Raw genomic sequence first — 20,345 nt, forward strand, 5'->3', positions numbered from 1 at the left:
TACTCGTGGAGGGGTTCCCGAGTGGCCAAAGGGATCAGACTGTAAATCTGACGGCTCAGCCTTCGAAGGTTCGAATCCTTCTCCCTCCACCATCTTTATCTTGTTATTACCTTGTGCTGCTGTACCAAAAAATATGGAGGGGTTCCCGAGTGGCCAAAGGGATCAGACTGTAAATCTGACGGCTCAGCCTTCGAAGGTTCGAATCCTTCTCCCTCCACCATTTTTTCTCCCGCGTTATCTCATCTCTCAGCTTTACCCTAAATCTCAGCTTTACCCTAAACCTCAGCTATCTTAAGACTTAGCTTCCCTGTTTGGTTTACCTATTGTTTTAAAGCGCATCTGTTTTTAAGCAAGACTAATTTCGTCCCGTTTGCTACCCACTGCAGCCTAGGGCTTGAGTAATTTTCCAGTCGCTCCTTCAATCATCACAACACGCGCCCTCAACGCTCGGTCGCATTTCTTTTCGATTTTCCTTTTCGTTATAAATTATTTCGTTAAGCTATAAGGTCTATCCGCTCAATAACCTCAGGAGCCACAATGGATCAATCTTGGGTCAACCAGGCCATCGCAAAGATCGAGGCTGATTATCAACGCAGTGCAGACACTCATCTGATCAAGCTAGAACTGCTCATGCTGCCCGGCATCGATATCTACCTAAAAGATGAAAGCACCCATCCCACAGGCAGCCTCAAGCATCGCCTGGCGCGATCCCTGTTTCTCTACGCCCTGTGTAATGGCTGGATCACCCAAGATACGCCCATCATCGAATCTTCATCTGGCAGTACCGCAGTATCAGAGGCCTACTTCGCGCGCTTGCTGGGGCTGCCATTTATCGCCGTGATGCCGGCCTCTACTGCCAAAAAGAAGATCCAACAGATAGAGTTTTATGGTGGACGCTGCCATTTCGTCGAGCATTCGAGTCAGATCTACGCCGAGTCACAACGCCTGGCCGACGAGCTATCGGGCCACTATATGGATCAGTTTACCTACGCAGAGCGGGCTACCGACTGGCGCGGTAATAATAATATCGCCAACTCCATCTTCGAGCAGATGCAAAGAGAGCCGCATCCCGTTCCCAGCTGGATCGTAATGAGCCCTGGCACGGGTGGCACCTCGGCCACCATAGGCCGCTATATTCGTTACCAGTGTGCCAAGACCAAGCTTTGTGTGGTGGACCCAGAAAATTCGGTGTTCTACGACTATTACCATAGTGGCGACGCCAACATCAGCTGCGCTGGCGCCAGCCGTATCGAAGGGATAGGCCGGCCGCGGGCGGAGCCCTCCTTTATTCCAGGGGTTGTCGATCATATGGTCAAGATTGATGACAGCGCATCGATCGCCACCATCTATTGGTTAGAGACGCTGATAGGCCGCAAGGCTGGCCCCTCGACCGGCACCAACCTCTATGGCGCCCTGCAACTGGCCAGCGAGATGCATGCCAACGGCCAAACTGGCTCCATCGTGACCCTGCTATGCGACTCGGGAGATCGTTATCTCGATACTTACTACGACAAGCAATGGGTCGATGAGCATATTGGCGACATCAGTGAATATCAGGCCAAGCTAGCGGCCTTTAATGAGTCGGGGCATTTGGAATAGCCTGCCTATCTAGCCAATTATCAAGCAGGGACTATAGAGAAGATAAGCAAGCTTAATGAATCATCAACAAAAATGGCGCCTTTAACTGGTTACTCCCGGTTGGCGCCGTTTTATTGTGTGAACTTATGTGTCCCTGATACTTAATCGATATTCAGATATTTATGGGTCTGAATAGAGAGGCGCCAGTTGCGCTCGATGCAGACCTTCATCGCCAGCTCGGTGGCGCGGGGCTTCTGACTAATCGGCTGCAGGCAGATGGTCTTGCCCAGGGTATCAATGCCTTTGAGCAGCTCATCAAGCTCCTCAATATGCGAAGCCTTGGCGACCGGGTGTTTGATCTCATCGGCGCGTTCCAGCGCCTGCTCTAACACCTTGTAACCGCCCTTCATGTTGATCTTAGGCGATACCGTCACCCAGGCGCGGGGGTCCACCAACACATCGAAGGTCCCGCTGGTCTCGATTTGACACTGCATGCCTGCATCGGCAAAGGCCTGAGTCAAGGCGATAAGGTCATAGATACAAGGCTCGCCGCCGGTGATCACCACATGTTTGGCGCTAAAGCCCTGCACCTTGAAGTGCATCAGCAGCTCACGGGCATCCAGCTCGGCCCAACGACCGATGGCGCCGTCCACCTGGATCACTTGCTCCGAGGAGACACGATTCTCGGCTAAGGTTTCCCAGGTATGTTTGGTATCGCACCAGGAACACCCCACAGGGCAGCCCTGCAGACGGACGAAGATCGCCGGCACGCCCGTGTAAACCCCTTCACCTTGGATGGTTTCAAAAACTTCATTAACCGGATACTTCATCTTAAACCTCGTCACTTGCGGGCGGCTTTTATAGAAGATTTTGCCCCTACAAGCAAGTATAACCCCATTAATTCCCCAAGGTTTCACCAATTTGTCCATGGCTTAGGCGGATCGTCACAAGAAAATTTGCAAGGCCTTCATGGTCAGTTAAACTATCGACAAATTTTCAATCTGGACAGATCAGATGTCTAAAGCTGTTGTTGTGTTTAGTGGCGGACAAGACTCCACCACCTGTTTAATTCAAGCCCTGAATCAATATGATGAAGTGCATGCGGTTACCTTCGATTATGGCCAGCGCCACAGCGAAGAGATCGCCACCGCCGCCAAGCTGGCCAAGGACCTCAAAGTCGCCAGCCATAAGATATTAGATGTAACCGTGCTGAACGAGTTGGCTATCTCAGCCCTCACCCGTGATGCCATTCCTGTATCGAATGAATTGATGGAAAACGGCCTGCCCAACACCTTCGTGCCTGGGCGTAACATACTGTTTCTCACCTTGGCCGGGATCTACGCCTATCAGCTGGGCGCCGAGAGTGTGATCACCGGCGTGTGTGAAACCGACTTCTCCGGCTATCCAGATTGTCGCGACTCGTTTATCAAGGCAATGCAGTCGGCGCTCGAGCAGGGAATGGATCGTGAACTTAAGCTTGTCACTCCCTTAATGTGGCTTAACAAGGCCCAGACCTGGGCACTGGCAGACAAATATCACAGCCTGGAGCTGGTTAGAGACCAGACCCTTACCTGCTACAACGGTATCGTCGGCAGTGGCTGCGGCACCTGCCCTGCCTGCCTACTGAGAGCCAAGGGACTGAATGACTATCTGGATGACAAAGCAGGCGTCATGGCCGAACTGGACGCAAAATGTTAGGTCGGCTGACGTCGCACGCTACGCCCTATGGCGTGGTGCTGGGGATCAGCATACTCTGCGCTCTGCTCTACTTTCTCCATCTGGATGGTACACTCGCCTTTCGCCGCAGCGCCATTGCGCACGGAGAGTGGTGGCGCCTAGTTAGCGGCAACCTGCTGCACACCAATCATTGGCACCTGCTGATGAACCTAGCGGGTCTGTGGGTGATCAGTTTTCTGCACGAGAACCACTACCGCGCCGGTAATTTCACCCTGCTGTTTGTCCTGCTCTGTCTACTACAGGGACTGGGGCTCTACTGGTTTTTCCCAACCTTAGGCGGCTATGTGGGCCTCAGCGGCATGCTGCATGGTTTGTTTGCCTACGGCGCCCTCAAAGATATTCAGATGAAGATCCGCTCCGGCTACCTGCTATTTGCCGGCGTCTGCTTTAAGGTGGCTTATGAGCAATATTACGGTGCCACGGATCAGATCACTAAGCTGATCGATGCCAGGGTCGCCACAGAGGCACATTTGGTAGGCGTGATCAGCGGCGTGCTGGTCTTTTTGCTCTATCGTCTCATCAGGCGACTGGCGCGCTAATGACCTAAAGCTAATAACCGAGTTAACGGCATTGCTTATTACATTGGCCCTGAAAAGATAAAAAGGCTCACCTAGGTGAGCCTTTTCTTTGTCGCATCGCTTATGCGGGTGTACTAAGCCTTAATCAGCGCCTCGCGCAGGGCCAGCACCTCATCACGCAGCGCGGCAGCCTGCTCGAACTCCAGGTCTCTGGCATGCTGATGCATACGCTTCTCCAGCTCATCGATTTGATGGCTGAGGCTAGAGGCATCTTGCTTGGCATAGGTAGTTCTGGACTCGGCCACCTTCTGGTATTTCGGCAACACCTTGGCGGTATGCTCGTTGTAATCCCCCAGATCCATCACATCGGCGATCTTCTTCGACACCCCTTTCGGTGTGATGCCGTTGGCCAGGTTGAACTCATGCTGTTTCTCCCTGCGACGCTCTGTCTCGCCGATCGCCTTGGCCATCGACTTAGTCATATTGTCGGCGTAGAGGATCACCTTACCGTTCACATTACGGGCGGCGCGACCTATGGTCTGAATGAGGGAGCGCTCTGAGCGCAGGAAGCCTTCCTTATCGGCATCTAAGATGCACACCAGGGAGACCTCCGGCATATCCAGCCCCTCCCTGAGCAAGTTGATGCCGACCAGCACATCAAATACACCCAGGCGTAGGTCGCGGATGATCTCCACCCGCTCTACCGTATCTATGTCTGAGTGCAGATAACGTACCTTGACACCATGCTCATCGAGATACTCGGTGAGATCTTCCGCCATACGTTTGGTTAACGTGGTCACCAACACCCGCTCGTTCACGGCGACTCGCTTGTTGGCTTCAGACAAGAGGTCGTCCACCTGAATTGCGACCGGGCGCACCTCTATCTCGGGATCCAGCAGACCTGTCGGTCGCACCACCTGCTCGGCGATCTCCCCGTCACTCTTATCTAACTCATATTGCGCCGGGGTCGCCGACACGAAGATGGTCTGTGGCATCAGGGATTCGAACTCTTCGAACTTGAGCGGACGATTGTCCAGCGCCGAGGGCAGACGGAAACCATACTCCACCAGATTCATCTTGCGCGAACGGTCGCCCTTATACATGGCGCCGATCTGCGGCACGGTCACGTGAGACTCATCGAGGATCAGCAGACCGTCGGCGGGCAGATAATCCAGCAGGGTCGGCGGCCCCTCGCCCGGACGTCTGCCAGAGAGATAGCGGGAGTAGTTTTCGATGCCGGAACAGTACCCCAGCTCTGTCATCATCTCAATATCGTATTGCACCCGCTCAGAGATCCGCTGCGCCTCGATAAGCTTATTATTGTCCAGCAGATACTGCTTGCGCTCTCTGAGCTCCTGCTTGATATCCTCTGTAGCCGCCAGGATCTTCTCTCTGGGCGTCACATAGTGGGTCTTAGGATAGACAGTGGTGCGCGCGATGCGCTGCAGAATATGGCCGGTCAAGGGATCGAACAGGCTGAGGCGGTCAATTTCATCGTCGAACAGCTCGACACGGATCGCCTGCTTGTCAGATTCGGCTGGGAAGATATCGATCACCTCACCGCGCACCCTGAAGGTACCGCGATCCAGCTCGATATCGTTACGGGTATATTGCAGCTCACTCAGGCGCTGCAGGATCTCCCTCTGGCCCATAAAATCGCCCTGACGCAGATGCAGCAACATCTTCATGTAGGACTCAGGGTCGCCCAGACCATAAATGGCCGACACAGAGGCGATCAGCACCACATCGCGCCGCTCAAGCAACGCCTTGGTGGCCGAGAGTCGCATCTGCTCGATATGGGCGTTGACCGAGGCATCCTTCTCGATGAAGGTATTGGTCGACGGCACATAGGCTTCGGGCTGATAATAGTCGTAGTAGGAGACGAAATACTCGACGGCATTATTAGGAAAGAACTCCTTCATCTCACCATAGAGCTGGGCCGCCAGGGTCTTGTTGGGCGCCATGATGATAGTTGGGCGCTGCATCTGCTTGATAACATTGGCAATGGTAAAGGTTTTTCCGGATCCCGTTACCCCAAGCAGTGTCTGGCTTGCCAGCCCGGCATCCAGGCCGTCGACAAGTTGCTTGATCGCGCCGGGCTGATCGCCGGCCGGCGCGTATTGCGAAACGAGATCAAATGCTGATTCACTCAATGGTGCACTCCTTTATAGCTGTGCACCTATCTTAAAGTACCCACAGCTATTAGCCAATGAGACGGTTCATTTTCTTATTAGGCAGAATTCACCAAAACACCCCATAAATGTCATCGGTTTGTCATGTAAGTTTTGTACAAGAGGCAAATTTGTACTCGACGGTCAAAAAACAGGCTAAAACTCACGCCTGTAGCCAATTTAATACACAAGTGAAGGGCCAAAACTCATTACATATCTGTAACGTCATGCAGATAAATGCATTAAGGGGCTTGATTTTCATAAGTTGTTGATAATTGGTGCCAATATTAAGATGCGCTAATTCTTGTCATTTTAAGTACAACCCGCAGAGCCACTGCGTTTGCCCGGCGATTTAGTGCCTAACCCACAGGCTTATCCACAGATTTAGTGGATAACTCCCGCAACCTCAGGATAATCGCGGCTTTAGCCCCTTTTACACATCGCCGCCCTTTTCGCTATAAGGATGTAATTTTACTACATTTGAAAACCCAGCCTATCAGAGGAGCGTCGTCGGCTGTCATATAGCGTCAGCATAAAATGCCAATAGCCGATAAATTTCAGCCAGATATGGCCGTTAAAGCAGCAAAATGCGCACTTAGCGATCACTGTGCGCATTAGATGAGCACTTAACAGCATAATTACACTTTTTTTGCCAAGTCGAGTTGACTCATGTGTAAGAGCGATTTAATATGCGCTCCGTCTTCAACGACGAGTCGCTTACACGATTCCCCAGTAGTTCAGTCGGTAGAACGGCGGACTGTTAATCCGTATGTCACTGGTTCAAGTCCAGTCTGGGGAGCCAAAGCGTAAAATTGAAGAAGATGAGTTAGCTATATAGATGTTCCCCTGTAGTTCAGTCGGTAGAACGGCGGACTGTTAATCCGTATGTCACTGGTTCGAGTCCAGTCAGGGGAGCCAATTTAGTTAACCATATAAGTATCAATTCCCCAGTAGTTCAGTCGGTAGAACGGCGGACTGTTAATCCGTATGTCACTGGTTCAAGTCCAGTCTGGGGAGCCACTTATAGCATAGAGAAGTATCTACTCCCCTGTAGTTCAGTCGGTAGAACGGCGGACTGTTAATCCGTATGTCACTGGTTCAAGTCCAGTCTGGGGAGCCACTTCACTATCATATCTCTCTCGATTCCCCAGTAGTTCAGTCGGTAGAACGGCGGACTGTTAATCCGTATGTCACTGGTTCAAGTCCAGTCTGGGGAGCCACCTTCTTAAGTTTTATCCTCTGCGTTAACCTAAAAAACTCATCGGCCATAAAGCGTTAGACTATCTGTTTCAAATTTAGCTAGAATGAGCAGTCGATCAATTTGGGTTACTTTCTTATGGGCGTTGGAAAATCTATACATCTATTGCTGATAACGGCTTGTCTTGCCTTGACGGCGCTGGCCTATCTCAACCAGCGACAAGAGATCGCCGCAATAGCCGACTTCCAACTTAAGGAATATCAGGCCGATCCCATCTGGCAACAGCCCCTGCCCGAGCAAGGCCAGGCACTCTATACCCTGCTGACTAAGCAATACGAATTTCAGTTTTTCCAATATGTTCACCAATTAGATGGCAACCTCAACTACACCCAGGGCGAACTTATCGCCTCAGGTACGGATCTGGCCACAGTCCTCTTTAATCAGCCAAGGGAACACACCCAGGCACTGCCCCTAGGCCGCTTGCAGGTGAAACTCTCCAGCCGCACCATAGCCAAGGATGCGCTGACTCATTTTATCCAGACTCTTATCTGGATAGTCGGTGGCTATCTGGCCCTGGCGGTACTCTTTACCCTCTTGATGGCCAGACAGAAGCGGACCATAGGCTATGCGGTCAATGCCCTGGACGGTTTCGCCGAGCTTAAATTTGATGCCATTGCCCATTCACGTTTTCACGGCGAACTCAAACCCTTAGGCAAGGCGCTGGAGCATTGCCGCGTTGCCCTGCATGACAAGTTCGATCAGCTGCAGCAACAGACAGAGCAGCTTAATCGTGAGGCCTATCAAGATCCCGTCACCCTGTTTGGCACCCGCCCTAAGTTTACCGAGAAGCTCGACGCCCTCGCCAAGCCCGGCAAGTCGCGCATCGGATTGATGGCGATGATCAAGGCCACCGAACTTGGTCATGTTAACCAGAGCCAGGGCCGCGCGGCGGGCGATGACTATCTGGCAGGCGTCTCCACCTGCATCCGCAAGGCCCTACAAGGGATGCCAAATATCGAGGCATTTCGGATCAGCAGCGCAGATTTTGCCGTCTTTATACCGGATCTGGTATTAAAGGATGCCCAGCTGCCGCTGGAGAAATTAAAAGCCCAGTTCGATGAGTACCAGCAAGGCGGCGATCTCGAATCGGTCGCCTATATCGGCATGGTGCCCTATGAGCAAGGCGGCGACGCCCTGTCTCTTGTCTATATTGCCGACGCCGCCGTCAGCATCGCCCAGACACTCGGCCCCAACAGCTATCATGTACAGGAGAAGCTCAGCGACGAGGAACTGGTTGGCGATTCTCACTGGAAGCTGGCCATCGAAGATATTATTAAGCGCCGCGCCATCAAGTTTCACGCCCAAGATATTCAACCCTGTCGCGGCGCCGACAACGTCTATCGCGAGCTGCTGTCGCGCTTCTATAGCAGCGAGGGCAAGTTTCTGCCCACGGGCACAGTGATCGCCATGGCCGAGCGTCATGGGCTCAGCGTAGAGCTGGATAAGATCATCATACTCAGCACCCTGCGCCTGTTGCTCGACACCCCAACCTTCACCGGCGCCTTGGGGATCAACATCAGTACCGCCTCAGTCAACCAGCCCGCCTTTACCGCCTGGCTGAAAGATATCTTCGTACGTCAGCGCCAGATCGCCTCGCGCCTGGTATTGGAGGTGAATGAGGCAGGAATGCAGGCCAATATCCGTCAGGCCCATAAGTTTGTGCGCGACATGCACAGTGTCGGCGCACGGGTGGCGGTCGAGCACTTTGGCATGGGATTCACCTCTTTCAAGTTCTTTAAAGAGGTCAGGCCCGACTTTATTAAGCTCGATGGCAGCTATTCTCAGGGAATAGACACTGATAGCAACAATCGCTTCTTCGTGAAGATGATAGTCGATGTGGCCCGTAAGCAGTCGGTTAAGGTGATCGCCTCCAGTATCGAGCGTCAAGAAGAGAAGTTTGCCCTGGAGCAGCTTTTAGTGGACGGCTTACAAGGCTTTTACATCGCTAAGCCTAAACCATTCACCGTAAAGGATGAACAATCTGCGCGCAGTCAGACGGCGGGATAAATAATCCCTTCATTCTTTGTGTTGTTTATCCCGGCCGAAAGGCCGATAATAGCCCGTAAATTAGATATAGATAACCCATTGAGATGAGCGAATATCTCCTCCTATTGGTCGGCACAGTGCTGGTCAACAACTTTGTATTAGTTAAATTTCTCGGCCTCTGCCCCTTCATGGGGGTCTCGAGTAAGTTGGAATCGGCTATCGGCATGTCGATGGCGACCACCTTCGTGCTCACCCTTGCCTCTATCTTAAGCTATTTGGTCGACACCTACCTGTTGACCCCTTTCGATCTCAGCTATCTGCGCACCATGGCCTTTATCCTGGTTATCGCCGTCGTGGTGCAGTTTACCGAGATGCTGGTACAGAAGACCAGTGCCGCCCTGCACAGGGCTCTGGGTATCTATCTGCCGCTGATCACCACCAACTGCGCCGTATTGGGTGTAGCCCTGCTCAACGTCAACGAGAAGCACGACTTTATCGAGTCGGCCATCTATGGTTTTGGCGCGGCGGTCGGTTTCTCCATCGTCTTGATCCTCTTCTCCGCCATGCGTGAGCGCCTCGCCGCAGCCGATGTTCCAGCGCCTTTCAAGGGCGGCGCCATCGCCATGATCACCGCAGGCCTGATGTCTCTGGCCTTCATGGGCTTCACAGGTTTGGTTAATTAAGCATGAGCCAAGTTATTATTGCCATCATCCTATTAGGATTACTCGCCCTCGCCTTCGGCGCGCTGCTGGGTTACGCCGCCGAAAAATTTAAGGTCGAAGGCGATCCCATTATCGACCAGGCCGAGGCACTACTGCCGCAAACCCAATGTGGCCAATGCGGCTACCCAGGCTGTCGTCCCTACGCCGAGGCGATCGCCAACGGCGAGAAGATCAACAAGTGTCCGCCGGGCGGTACCGCCACCATGGAGAAGCTTGCCGAGCTGATGGGCGTCGACCCAGAGCCGCTCACCGCCAGCGCCGAGACCCAGGTAAAAAAGGTCGCCTTCATTCGTGAGGCCGAATGTATCGGCTGCACTAAATGTATTCAGGCCTGTCCGGTCGATGCCATCTTAGGCACAGGCAAACAGATGCACACGGTTATCACAGACTACTGCACAGGTTGCGATCTGTGTGTCGAGCCTTGCCCTGTAGACTGTATCGACATGATCCCCGTTGCCGAGACACTGCAAAACTGGAGCTGGCAGCTCAATGCCATACCCGTGGTCAATATTAGCGAGGAATCTAAGTGTTAACCTTGTTAGAACAGATAGATAAAGGCACACTCTGGCGTATCCCCGGCGGTATTCACCCACCCGAACATAAAACGCTTTCCAACCAGAGCAAGATAAGCCGCTTGCCCCTTGCGGACCACTACCTCATTCCTGTCCCGGGCGTCGGCGAAAACTGCACCTTAGCAGTGAAAGTCGGCGACACTGTCACTAAGGGACAGCCCCTGACCCTGGGCGAAGGCTTTCGCCATCTGCCGGTCCATGCCCCTGTCTCAGGCAAAGTCGTCGCCATCGAGGAGCGTGCCAGCAACCACGCCTCCGCGCTACCTGTGCTCACCTGCGTGATTGAAAACGATCATCAGGAAAAGTGGATCGAAAGCGTTCATGCGCCACTGAGTCTTGAACAAGTGGCCGAGATGGACAACGACGCCATCATCAGGCGGATTCAGGCGGCAGGCATTGCGGGCCTTGGCGGCGCCGCCTTCCCAACCCATATCAAGCTCAAACCGGTTAGCGAGATTGAGCTGCTGATCATCAACGGCGTCGAGTGTGAACCCTATATCACCTCGGACGACAAGCTGATGCAGGAAAGCTGCGATGAGATCGTCCGCGGCATAGAGATAGTCCATCAATTACTCAGCCCGAAACGCATCGTTGTCGCCATCGAAGACAATAAACCAGAGGCCATCGAGCAGATGGGCCATGCGCTCAACCGCAGCCAGCTGCCGAGTCACTGCGCGCGAGTGAGCAAGATCCCCACGCTCTATCCGTCAGGCGGCGAGAAGCAACTTATCCAGATCCTCACAGGACAAGAGGTACCCTCAGGCGCCATTCCGGCCAACCTGGGCATTCTGGTGCAAAACGTAGGCACCGCCTACAGCATAGCCCAGGCAGTCTATCGCAATATGCCGCTCATCGAGCGCGTGGTCACCCTGACCGGTCAAAATATCGCTAAGCCCGGCAACTACTGGGTCCCTATCGGCACGCCAGTCGAGCACCTGCTCGAGGTGGGTCAGTTTAGGGGCGATGTCAATGCCCCGGTGATCATCGGCGGCCCCATGATGGGCTACATGCTGCCGAATGTCGCGGCGCCTATCACCAAGGGCACCAACTGTGTCCTGATGCCGAGCGAACAAGAAGTTGCACCACAGAGTCCGGAGCAGCCCTGCATCCGCTGCGGCGAGTGTGCCCAGGCCTGTCCGGCGCAGTTGCTGCCCCAGCAGCTGTTCTGGCATGCCAAGGCCCAGGAATATGACAAGGCTGCCAGCTACAATCTGCGTGACTGTATCGAGTGTGGCTGCTGCAGCTATGTCTGCCCTAGCGACATTCCACTAGTGGAATATTATCGCGTCGCCAAATCTGCCCTGCGCCAAGAGGCGGAAGAGAAGAAACAGGCGGAGCTTGCCAAGCAGAGATTCGATTCCCGCACCCTGCGCCTCGAGCAGGAGAAACAGGCGCGTGAAGAGAAAGCCAAACAGGCGGCCGAGCGTCGCAAGGCGCAGATGACAGGCTCTGATAAAGATGCCGTTGCCGCCGCCATGGCAAGAATCCAGGCCAAGAAGGCCGCAGAGGCACAAGGCTCAGCAGGCGCAACGACAGAGAAGCCACAAGACAAGGTCGCCGCCGCTATCGCGAGGGCCAAGGCTAAGAAGGCCGCCCAGAAAGCTTCCAGCGAAACAGAAACTGAGACGAGCGAGCAGCCAGCATCACAAGTCATGGGGGCCGACAATAGTGAATCGGCCGCTATGAGTCAGAAAGATAAAGTCGCCGCCGCCATCGCCAGAGCCAAGGCGAAGAAAGCCGCACAAGACACGGCCGATACCACTGAAGCAAGCCAAGTGCCCGCTCAGCAAGGTGCTGAGACTGCGCCATTAAGCCAGAAAGAGAAAGTCGCGGCGGCAATCGCCCGCGCCAAGGCCAAGAAAGCCGCTCAGGTAGGCTCAAATGAGCAGCAAACCGCGACTGTTGAGCACAGCGACGAGCCAATTGAACGCAGCGACGAACCAATTGAGCGTAGCGGCGAGACAGCTAAGCCAAGCGAAAACCAGAGTGCTAGCACAGACAATGTCGAAGGCACCGAAAAGGCAGATGCTGCGGCTGCTAAGAAGGCAAAAATTGCCGCCGCCATTGCTAAGGCCAAGGCAAAAAAGGCACAGCAAGACGCTGGGGCTTCCGATGAGCCAGACGTCATGACCCCAGCTGAGGATATTGAAGCCGACAGTCCTGAGGCCATCAAGAAGGCAAAGATAGCCGCGGCAGTCGCCAAGGCCAAGGCGAAGAAGGCACTGCAGGCCGGATCAGGCGATGAGCCAAAAGCAGAAGCCGCAACTGATGCAGAGCCAGCTAAAGCGGCATCTGTACAGGTTGAGGCGATAGACGATGCCGAGGCCAACAGCCCTGAAGCGATCAAGAAGGCCAAAATAGCCGCCGCAGTCGCCAAAGCCAAGGCGAAGAAGCTGGCTAAGCCCGAGGCAGAGACCCCAAACAATGAGCACAAGGATTAATCATGGCATTTAAGTTGGCCTCATCGCCACACCTATCCACCAAGGCACAAACCCGTGGCCTGATGTTTAAGGTCATGCTGTGCGCTCTGCCCGGCGCGCTGGCCCAGTGCTACTTTTTCGGTTGGGGAACCCTGATCCAGATAGCCTTGGCTATTGCCATCGCAGTGGCCACAGAGGCGGCGGTATTAAAGTTACGTGCGCGTCCCGTGGGCAAGACCATCAGTGACAACAGCGCGGCCCTTACTGGCCTGCTCATCGGAGTGGCGATTCCAGCCCTGGCACCTTGGTGGATTGCGGCCATAGGCGTAATATTTGCCATCTTAGTGGTCAAACAGCTCTACGGCGGCCTTGGCAACAACATCTTCAACCCGGCCATGGCGGCCTATGTGATGCTGCTGATCTCCTTCCCGGTGCAGATGACCACTTGGGTCGCCCCAAGTGGCGCCGCCCTGCATGACGTGGGGCTGATGCAAAGCCTGAGTGTCATCTTTCAGGGCGCCGACGCCGAGCAGATCCTCGCCTATCGCGCCGGCATAGACGGCGTGACCATGGCCACGCCTCTGGATGCGGTCAAGACAGGCCTCTCCACCGGCCTGACCCTGGATGAGATTTTAACTAAGGCCAGCTTTAGCGACGGCTTTGGCATAGGCTGGGCGGTGATAAACCTGGCCTACCTGGCTGGCGGCCTGGTGATGCTCAAGCTGAAGCTGATCCGCTGGCAGATAAGCACCGCCATCTTGGCCAGTTTGTTTGTCTGCGCCAGCATAGGTTATTTGCTGAGCCCTGATACCCACATGGGCCCCTTGCTGCATCTGTTTTCCGGCGCCACCATGTTGGCGGCCTTCTTTATAGCAACCGATCCTGTGACCGCGGCGACCAGCACCCGCGGCCGACTGATCTTCGGCGCCCTGATTGGTCTCCTGGTCTATCTGATCCGTAGCTTCGGCGGCTATCCCGATGCCTTTGCCTTTGCCGTGCTGCTGGCAAACCTGTGCGCGCCCTTTATCGATTATTATGTCAAACCCCGAGCCTACGGCCACAGAGCAAGCCGCTAAGCCCACGGCAGGAGTATGAAGTGAAACGTTCTATCGTCAAAAATGCTAGCTTACTGGGATTATTCGCCCTCCTGTGTACCGCCTTGGTGGCCCTGGTTAACCAGTTTACCTTCGAGCGGATCAAGCAGCAGCAAGATCTCGAGCTGATGCGCACCCTGCATCAGATCATCCCTGATGAGATGCATGACAACGCGCTTATTGAGCACTGCATCCTGATCCAGGACGCAGATGTCCTGGGTATAGATGAGCCCCTACCCGCCTACATCGCCAGCCAAGGAGGCGAGCCGGTAGCCATCGCCATGGAAACTGTCGCACCGGACGGCTACAACGGTCAGATTAAGCTGATCGTCGCCATCGATGCCAAGGGCGAGGTTTTAGGCGTGCGAACCCTTAACCATAACGAGACGCCGGGCCTTGGGGATAAGATAGATCTGCGTAAGTCTTCCTGGGTACTGGGCTTTAAGGGACAGAGTATTCAGGGCGAGCAAGACAAGCGCTGGGCGGTGAAGAAAGATGGCGGTCAGTTTGACCAGTTTACCGGCGCCACCATCACGCCAAGGGCCTATGTCGGCGCCGTTAAGCGCACCCTGGCCTATTTCAATGCCAACAAGCAGACCCTGTTAAACCGCCCTGCCAACTGTGAGGTCCAGTATGAGTAACTATCGTGATATCGCCTGGCAAGGGCTGTGGAAGAATAATCCGGGCTTAGTCCAGCTCCTGGGCCTGTGTCCGCTGCTGGCGGTCACCGCGACCCTGACCAACGCCATAGGCCTCGGCTTAGCAACACTGGTGGTCCTGGTGGGCTCCAACGTGCTTGTCTCCCTGGTGCGAGAGTTTGTGCCCAAAGAGATCCGCATACCCGTATTTGTGATGATCATCGCCGCGCTGGTGACCTGTGTACAGTTGCTGATCAACGCTTATGCCTATGGCCTCTACCTGTCATTGGGGATCTTCCTGCCGCTTATCGTCACCAACTGTGTCATCATTGGCCGCGCCGAGGCCTTCGCCTCACGCAACAGCGTGGTTAAGGCGGCGTTTGATGGCCTGATGATGGGACTAGGCTTCACCCTGGTGCTCATGCTGTTAGGCGCTTGCCGCGAGATTTTGGGCCAGGGCACACTGTTTGACGGTGCCGATCTGCTGCTTGGCGACTGGGCTAAAGGGCTAACGATTCATCTCTGGCAGGTGGATACCAACTTCCTGCTAGCCATGCTGCCGCCTGGTGCCTTTATCGCCATGGGTTTCCTCATTGCCATCAAGAACATGATCGACAAGCAGCTTGAGGCGCGTAAACCCGTCTTAGAGGCCGCACCAGCCGTCACCCGCGCACGCATTACCAAGGTGAGTTAAGTTATGAATACCGAGAAACGCCGCAAGATCCTGGAGATCTTTCGCGATAACAATCCTAAGCCAGAAACCGAGCTTAACTTCTCCTCTCCCTTCGAGCTGCTGGTTGCCGTCACCCTGTCGGCCCAGGCCACGGACGTGAGCGTTAACAAGGCCACCGACAAGTTATTTCCCGTGGCCAATACCGCCCAAGCCATCTATGACCTAGGCGTCGAGGGACTCAAGGACTATATCAAGACCATAGGCCTGTATAACAACAAGGCAATCAACGTTATCAAGGCCTGCAAGATCTTGCTGGAGAAGCACGGCGGCGAGGTGCCCGAAGATAGAGAGGCACTCGAAGCCCTGCCTGGCGTGGGTCGTAAGACCGCCAACGTAGTATTAAACACCGCCTTCGGCTGGCCGACCATTGCCGTCGATACCCATATATTCCGCGTCGCTAACCGCACCAAGTTTGCCATGGGCAAGAACGTGGATCAGGTGGAGCAGAAGATGTTAAAGGTGGTACCGGCCGAGTTTAAGGTAGATGTGCACCACTGGTTTATTCTTCACGGGCGTTATACTTGTGTTGCCCGTAAGCCAAGATGCGCCAGCTGTTTGATTGAAGAGCACTGCGAGTTTAAAGAGAAGGTCTATCCAGACGAATAGGCGTTCAGGCTTGCGCTGATTCTAGAACTAATACTTGAGCAAATACTTAAGCAAACTCTTGAATAAAAATAAGCTCTCAAAGATAAAAAGCCGCAGATGCGGCTTTTTTCAGACTCAGTAGCGAGGGTTCGCTGCTGAGCTATACCAATCACGGTAAGTAAGTGATCAGAAATAGCACGGGAAAAACGTTCGAGAACAAGGCAGCATTTTTTGATAAGTAGTTATTCTACAATCACAAATGGTAACACCGTTATCGGACGTTTTAACACGCTAGAGTGATCAGTTATTTACTAAGATTGGTATCAAAACATACAGACAAAAAACACAGATAGAAACAGTGCTATGGTGGCCGTTAATCCAAGGGCCATTTTCAATTCGTTTGGCATTGACAACTCCTCTAGTAACCAAGCTCAATTATCCCAGCCACCCGGGTTAACACCAGTGACATAGGCCCATTCTGTGACAGGGATCATGGCGATTTACACCTGTATTTCCCAGACTGTCAGGGGACAAGCAAACCGCTAGCACAGATTTAAATGGTGGATAAATAAGGTATACTTGGGCCTAGCATTCCCCTAAAAAGAGGTCCTTATGGCACAACTTTTACACACCATGCTGAGGGTCGGCGATCTCGATCGTAGCATACATTTTTACACCGAGATCCTGGGCATGAAGCTACTGCGCAAGTCCGAGAATCCAGAATACCGCTATACCCTGGCCTTCGTTGGCTTCGACGAAGAGGCAACTGGTGCCGCTGTGGTCGAGCTCACCTACAACTGGGATACGGACAAGTATGACCTTGGTACCGGTTTTGGCCATCTGGCGATCGGCGAAGAGGATATCTACAGTCGCTGCGCCGCCATTGAAGCCGCCGGTGGTAAGGTGACACGTCAGCCTGGCCCGGTTGCCGGTGGCACCACTGAGATAGCCTTCGTAGAAGACCCTGATGGCTACAAGATTGAATTCATTCAGATGAGATCTGCCCAGCACGGCTTAGGCTAATTTTGATACTCGCATAAAAAAAGCGCCCTAGGGCGCTTTTTTATTTCCAACTGCTCGTTAGAACTTAACGGTTACACCGCCGTAGATCTGACGACCGATAGTGTCGTAAACCTCAGGCACTGTGCCTGCTTCGTTACCACTTGCCACCATCACAGGCTTCTCATCGGTGAAGTTCTTCACGCCCAGGCTTGCCGTAATGCTGTCGTTGATGTGGTACATACCCGAGATATTGTGGTACAGCACTGAATCAACTGTGTCACCATAGTTGATGTCGTCCATCTCACCGATAAAGCGGTTAGAGTACATCAGACTCCAGTCACCCTGGCCAGCCTTAACGCTGAAGTTGTTCTTCACCTTAGCGTAACCACCGAACATACCGCCGATGGTGCCAGTGTAGTCGATGCCATCCTGTTCAAACTCAAGCAGGTAGGTCAGATCGTTGCTGATGCTCCAATCCAGACCCAGGCCTTCGAAACGGTAAGCCAGGTTAAAGTCGATACCACTGGTGTCTTGATAACCCACGTTGGTTAACGGGTTAGTCAAGTTCTCCAGGTTACCGTCAGGCGTGATGCCGAAGGTTTCACAAGCTGTAGTATCACCAGCGTGGCAAGCATTCAGACCCGCTTGAACGTCCAGACGCGAGATGGCGTCTTTGATCTTGAAGCGCCAGTAGTCCAGCGTCAGTGACATGCCGTCGATATAGCTTGGCGAGTACACCAGACCAGCTGTGTAAGACTCTGAAGACTCAGCCTTTAGATCGGGATCTGAGGTGTAGTTCACCAGGATCTGTGGGTCTTGCTCGTTGCCCCAAGGATCGTCCAGGTAGTCGTATGAACCCACGTTACCACCGAACAGCTCGCTCACGTTTGGCGCGCGGAAACCGGTTGCCGCTACGGCGCGAAGCATAAGGTCATCGGTCGCTTCATAGGTCAAACCTATCTTCCAAGTCGATGCGTTACCAAAAGTTGAGTAGTCATCGAAACGCAGCGCAAATTCACCGGTCAGCTTGTCGGTAAAAGGTACGCTCACCTCTTGATAGACAGACACCACGCTGTAGCTACCATCGGTAGGATCTTGCTGGGCCGCGGTGCCTTCACCGGCGACGATCACTGGATCTGGATTGTAGTAACCACTGTCATGGCGATACTCGGCGCCAATCGCATAAGCCACTGGGCCCGCCTCCAGGTCGAAGGCTTCGCCGCTGATCACGCCAGAGACGATGTGCTGCTCGTTACCACCTGTAGTGCTTTCCAGGTAGCTGATATCATCGACGATGGCTTGAGACAGTGGGTCACCGCTGAACCAGGCATCCTGGTTGTCATAGACAGACTGCGCCATGTTCTTAGCGTTGATTGAGTTGTGCACCCAGGTCTCTGCCTTGTTCTTACCATAGGTGTAAGAAAGATCCCAGGCGATGCCTGTGTGAACATCGAACTCACCGGCCAGACCCGCTGAGACACGCAGAGTGTCAGTGTCTTGCTCGTAGATACGGTTACCCGCATCTGTGGTTCTTCTGCGATATTCGACGCGGCCTTGGTCGTCAGGCGTGATGCCACCGGCAACCATCTCGTCGGTTAGCGTAATGCAGTTACCTGTAGAAGTCGGCGTGCACACATCTAACATCACAGAGGCTGGCTGAGCCGCCATCATCTGCTCAGACTGACGCTTGGTATAAAGCAGGTCGCCGGTAAAGACGATTTCGTTCGCAAACTCCTGGGTCGCGTTGGCGAAGAAGCTGTAACGCTCGTTTGGTGTCTGTAGCCAGCTGTCCTGGGTAAAGTCATACCCTTCGGTGCGATCGACCCAGTTGCCGTTCTCGTCTTGTACCTTGCCGCCTAATGAGCCGGTTGGGATGAAGCTACTGGCACCCTTCTCTACCCAGTCGCGATCTTTTTGCATCACGCCACCACGGTCTGAGTAAGCCACACCAAAGGTGTAGTTACCACCGTCTGTGTTGAAGCCGTAAAGCGCACTGATCTCAACGTTTTCTCCATCACCCTTGTCGGTCGCGCCGCCATTGATGTCCAGCTGGAAGCCTTCAAAATCTTTCTTGGTGATGATGTTCACAACACCGGCAATGGCGTCAGAGCCATAAACCGCTGAGGCACCGTCTTTCAGGATCTCCACACGGGCGATCATCGCCACTGGGATAGTGTTCAGATCCACTGCACTGTCGGCGCCCGAACCTGAGTTCACCATGCGGCGGCCATTTAACAGCACTAGCGTACGGCTTGCGCCCATACCACGTAGATCCACCTGGGCGACACCGTCGGCACCATTGTTAGTGGTAGAGCCTACTGCCATACCCGCCATGGCAGGTTGCGCCTGTAGGATCTCATCGACCGAGTTGTAACCCTCGGCGCGAATAGCACTGGCGTCGATAACGGTAACAGGTGAAGCCGTTTCCATGTCTTGACGTTGAATGCGTGAACCCGTTACCGCGATACGTTCAAAAGAGGCACTTTCTTCGGCAGCAACGGCATTGTTGGCAACAAAATATCCGCTGGTCGACACTGTCGCAATTAAACTTAATTTAACTGCCGCAGCTAATCTGCTTGTTTTAATCATGTAGGTCTACTCCCTAATTCAATTTTTATTCGGCGCCGTTCTTTTATTTATTCAACGCTCGATTCGATACTCTCCTTTCACCCCAAATGCGTCAATCCACCAATTCATTAACCAATGAAAAATAAAAGTTAATACAAAGTATCATTTAAGTAACAACGCAAGTTTAATATTTCACCCCAGATAGTGAATAAGCATTCACCTGGTTTAATTAACTAGAATGTTTGATTCGAGCCAGTGTTTTACTCGGCAAGAGTTGCAACACAATCACAACGCACACAAAAGACAAAAGTGTGACCTCCATCACAAAAAAAACAGTCTAAACACTTGTTTCAATCTGGCGTTTTTACGCCGCAGGCACATAAACACGCCACCATTAACAAATCCGCCGACCCGAGCCTTAAATGAATAAGGATGCTGAGCGATGATTAGACTTGCTTGTTACAATATTTTACAAACGCGCAGAAACTCAGCGTTAGTTAACTTATCTCTCTACCTAGCTTCCACCCCGCCCAATTAAAGAAATTACTGACTTAACGCATTTAATTTTAAGGAGTAACTAAGTGCGAAATTAATAAAATGGACACGAATCAATCTTCAATTTAAATACACTCAATCTTTGTGGAGAATTAACAAAACCACTAACAAGTAGGCTTATTAAATTATATAAATGTAACGCTTTGTATCTTTTATTCCCTTAACAGGAACTCTTTTAGCTTAAATTTTAAACGAAAGGATTCTGAAA

The 20,345-nt window shown here is 53.1% G+C and carries 15 protein-coding genes and 7 tRNA genes; 19 read left to right on the forward strand and 3 right to left on the reverse strand.

Annotation, left to right across the window (positions count from 1 at the left end; all coding sequences use genetic code 11):
- The first annotated feature begins 7 nt into the window (after nucleotides 1-7).
- The 3 genes from K0I63_RS10660 to K0I63_RS10670 all read left to right on the forward strand — a co-directional run bounded on the left by K0I63_RS10660 (nucleotide 8) and on the right by K0I63_RS10670 (nucleotide 1,599).
- A tRNA-Tyr gene (locus K0I63_RS10660) sits at nucleotides 8-92 on the forward strand.
- A 43-nt stretch (nucleotides 93-135) separates the two neighbouring features.
- Nucleotides 136-220, forward strand: a tRNA-Tyr gene (locus K0I63_RS10665).
- Nucleotides 221-537: 317 nt separating this feature from the next.
- The gene (locus K0I63_RS10670) at nucleotides 538-1,599 is read left to right on the forward strand and encodes a PLP-dependent cysteine synthase family protein (RefSeq protein WP_220081019.1); all 1,062 of its coding nucleotides are present in this window, start codon (nucleotides 538-540) and stop codon (nucleotides 1,597-1,599) included.
- 140 nt (nucleotides 1,600-1,739) lie between these two features.
- Here the strand turns inward: K0I63_RS10670 and queE are convergent, their stop codons facing one another.
- Nucleotides 1,740-2,408 (reverse strand): 7-carboxy-7-deazaguanine synthase QueE, encoded by a 669-nt coding sequence (gene queE, locus K0I63_RS10675; RefSeq protein WP_011865859.1) that lies wholly within the window; start codon nucleotides 2,406-2,408, stop codon nucleotides 1,740-1,742.
- A gap of 184 nt (nucleotides 2,409-2,592) precedes the next feature.
- Between queE and queC the strand changes: the two genes are divergently transcribed.
- Together queC and rrtA are read left to right on the forward strand one after the other, a co-directional pair.
- A complete protein-coding gene (queC, locus tag K0I63_RS10680; protein WP_220071519.1) occupies nucleotides 2,593-3,276 on the forward strand; it encodes a 7-cyano-7-deazaguanine synthase QueC in 684 nt (227 codons plus the stop codon).
- On the forward strand, nucleotides 3,270-3,854 hold the full coding sequence (rrtA, locus tag K0I63_RS10685; RefSeq protein ID WP_220081020.1) for a rhombosortase: 585 nt from the start codon (nucleotides 3,270-3,272) through the stop codon (nucleotides 3,852-3,854). Before queC ends, rrtA begins: the two co-directional genes overlap by 7 nt.
- A gap of 113 nt (nucleotides 3,855-3,967) precedes the next feature.
- Here rrtA and uvrB read toward each other — a convergent pair whose 3' ends face one another.
- A complete protein-coding gene (uvrB, locus tag K0I63_RS10690; protein ID WP_220060687.1) occupies nucleotides 3,968-5,986 on the reverse strand; it encodes an excinuclease ABC subunit UvrB in 2,019 nt (672 codons plus the stop codon).
- Nucleotides 5,987-6,730: 744 nt separating this feature from the next.
- On the opposite strand from uvrB, the gene K0I63_RS10695 reads away from it, so the two are divergent.
- The 14 genes from K0I63_RS10695 (at nucleotide 6,731) to gloA (ending at nucleotide 17,035) form a co-directional block, all read left to right on the forward strand.
- Nucleotides 6,731-6,806 (forward strand) — tRNA-Asn (locus tag K0I63_RS10695).
- A gap of 40 nt (nucleotides 6,807-6,846) precedes the next feature.
- Nucleotides 6,847-6,922 (forward strand) — tRNA-Asn (locus tag K0I63_RS10700).
- 26 nt (nucleotides 6,923-6,948) lie between these two features.
- A tRNA-Asn gene (locus K0I63_RS10705) sits at nucleotides 6,949-7,024 on the forward strand.
- Between the two features lie 24 nt (nucleotides 7,025-7,048).
- Nucleotides 7,049-7,124 (forward strand) — tRNA-Asn (locus K0I63_RS10710).
- A 24-nt stretch (nucleotides 7,125-7,148) separates the two neighbouring features.
- Nucleotides 7,149-7,224, forward strand: a tRNA-Asn gene (locus K0I63_RS10715).
- A 116-nt stretch (nucleotides 7,225-7,340) separates the two neighbouring features.
- A complete protein-coding gene (locus K0I63_RS10720; RefSeq protein ID WP_220081021.1) occupies nucleotides 7,341-9,269 on the forward strand; it encodes an EAL domain-containing protein in 1,929 nt (642 codons plus the stop codon).
- A gap of 83 nt (nucleotides 9,270-9,352) precedes the next feature.
- A complete protein-coding gene (gene rsxA / locus K0I63_RS10725) occupies nucleotides 9,353-9,931 on the forward strand; it encodes an electron transport complex subunit RsxA (RefSeq protein WP_011865864.1) in 579 nt (192 codons plus the stop codon).
- Between the two features lie 2 nt (nucleotides 9,932-9,933).
- On the forward strand, nucleotides 9,934-10,503 hold the full coding sequence (gene rsxB / locus K0I63_RS10730; RefSeq protein ID WP_144204256.1) for an electron transport complex subunit RsxB: 570 nt from the start codon (nucleotides 9,934-9,936) through the stop codon (nucleotides 10,501-10,503).
- Nucleotides 10,497-12,983: an electron transport complex subunit RsxC gene (gene rsxC, locus K0I63_RS10735; RefSeq protein ID WP_220081022.1), complete on the forward strand. Its 2,487-nt coding sequence runs from the start codon at nucleotides 10,497-10,499 to the stop codon at nucleotides 12,981-12,983. Before rsxB ends, rsxC begins: the two co-directional genes overlap by 7 nt.
- A 2-nt stretch (nucleotides 12,984-12,985) precedes the next feature.
- On the forward strand, nucleotides 12,986-14,038 hold the full coding sequence (gene rsxD, locus K0I63_RS10740) for an electron transport complex subunit RsxD (RefSeq protein WP_220081023.1): 1,053 nt from the start codon (nucleotides 12,986-12,988) through the stop codon (nucleotides 14,036-14,038).
- Nucleotides 14,039-14,058: 20 nt separating this feature from the next.
- Nucleotides 14,059-14,697 carry an electron transport complex subunit RsxG gene (gene rsxG, locus K0I63_RS10745; RefSeq protein ID WP_220081024.1) on the forward strand — a complete coding sequence of 213 codons (639 nt, stop codon included), beginning with the start codon at nucleotides 14,059-14,061 and terminating at the stop codon, nucleotides 14,695-14,697.
- A complete protein-coding gene (locus K0I63_RS10750) occupies nucleotides 14,690-15,388 on the forward strand; it encodes an electron transport complex subunit E (protein WP_220081025.1) in 699 nt (232 codons plus the stop codon). Before rsxG ends, K0I63_RS10750 begins: the two co-directional genes overlap by 8 nt.
- A gap of 3 nt (nucleotides 15,389-15,391) precedes the next feature.
- Nucleotides 15,392-16,033, forward strand: a complete 642-nt coding sequence (nth, locus tag K0I63_RS10755) for an endonuclease III (protein ID WP_220081026.1) — start codon at nucleotides 15,392-15,394, stop codon at nucleotides 16,031-16,033.
- A 591-nt stretch (nucleotides 16,034-16,624) separates the two neighbouring features.
- Nucleotides 16,625-17,035 carry a lactoylglutathione lyase gene (gene gloA, locus K0I63_RS10760; RefSeq protein ID WP_220060682.1) on the forward strand — a complete coding sequence of 137 codons (411 nt, stop codon included), beginning with the start codon at nucleotides 16,625-16,627 and terminating at the stop codon, nucleotides 17,033-17,035.
- A gap of 57 nt (nucleotides 17,036-17,092) precedes the next feature.
- Here the strand turns inward: gloA and K0I63_RS10765 are convergent, their stop codons facing one another.
- Nucleotides 17,093-19,603 (reverse strand): TonB-dependent receptor plug domain-containing protein, encoded by a 2,511-nt coding sequence (locus tag K0I63_RS10765; protein ID WP_011865872.1) that lies wholly within the window; start codon nucleotides 19,601-19,603, stop codon nucleotides 17,093-17,095.
- Between the last annotated feature and the right edge of the window lie 742 nt (nucleotides 19,604-20,345).

Origin of the sequence: Shewanella rhizosphaerae, assembly GCF_019457655.1 — a bacterium.
In the GTDB taxonomy this organism is placed as follows: Bacteria; Pseudomonadota; Gammaproteobacteria; order Enterobacterales; family Shewanellaceae; genus Shewanella; species Shewanella loihica.

What these genes read in the sequence shown, in the direction of transcription:
- rrtA (WP_220081020.1), top strand. Translation starts at nt 3,270, where the DNA reads ATGTTAGGTCGGCTGACGTCGCACGCTACGCCCTATGGCGTGGTGCTG.
- nth (WP_220081026.1), top strand. Translation starts at nt 15,392, where the DNA reads ATGAATACCGAGAAACGCCGCAAGATCCTGGAGATCTTTCGCGATAAC.
- K0I63_RS10720 (WP_220081021.1), top strand. Translation starts at nt 7,341, where the DNA reads ATGGGCGTTGGAAAATCTATACATCTATTGCTGATAACGGCTTGTCTT.
- queE (WP_011865859.1), bottom strand. Translation starts at nt 2,408, where the DNA reads ATGAAGTATCCGGTTAATGAAGTTTTTGAAACCATCCAAGGTGAAGGG.
- K0I63_RS10750 (WP_220081025.1), top strand. Translation starts at nt 14,690, where the DNA reads ATGAGTAACTATCGTGATATCGCCTGGCAAGGGCTGTGGAAGAATAAT.
- rsxD (WP_220081023.1), top strand. Translation starts at nt 12,986, where the DNA reads ATGGCATTTAAGTTGGCCTCATCGCCACACCTATCCACCAAGGCACAA.
- rsxB (WP_144204256.1), top strand. Translation starts at nt 9,934, where the DNA reads ATGAGCCAAGTTATTATTGCCATCATCCTATTAGGATTACTCGCCCTC.
- rsxA (WP_011865864.1), top strand. Translation starts at nt 9,353, where the DNA reads ATGAGCGAATATCTCCTCCTATTGGTCGGCACAGTGCTGGTCAACAAC.
- K0I63_RS10670 (WP_220081019.1), top strand. Translation starts at nt 538, where the DNA reads ATGGATCAATCTTGGGTCAACCAGGCCATCGCAAAGATCGAGGCTGAT.
- queC (WP_220071519.1), top strand. Translation starts at nt 2,593, where the DNA reads ATGTCTAAAGCTGTTGTTGTGTTTAGTGGCGGACAAGACTCCACCACC.
- K0I63_RS10765 (WP_011865872.1), bottom strand. Translation starts at nt 19,603, where the DNA reads ATGATTAAAACAAGCAGATTAGCTGCGGCAGTTAAATTAAGTTTAATT.
- gloA (WP_220060682.1), top strand. Translation starts at nt 16,625, where the DNA reads ATGGCACAACTTTTACACACCATGCTGAGGGTCGGCGATCTCGATCGT.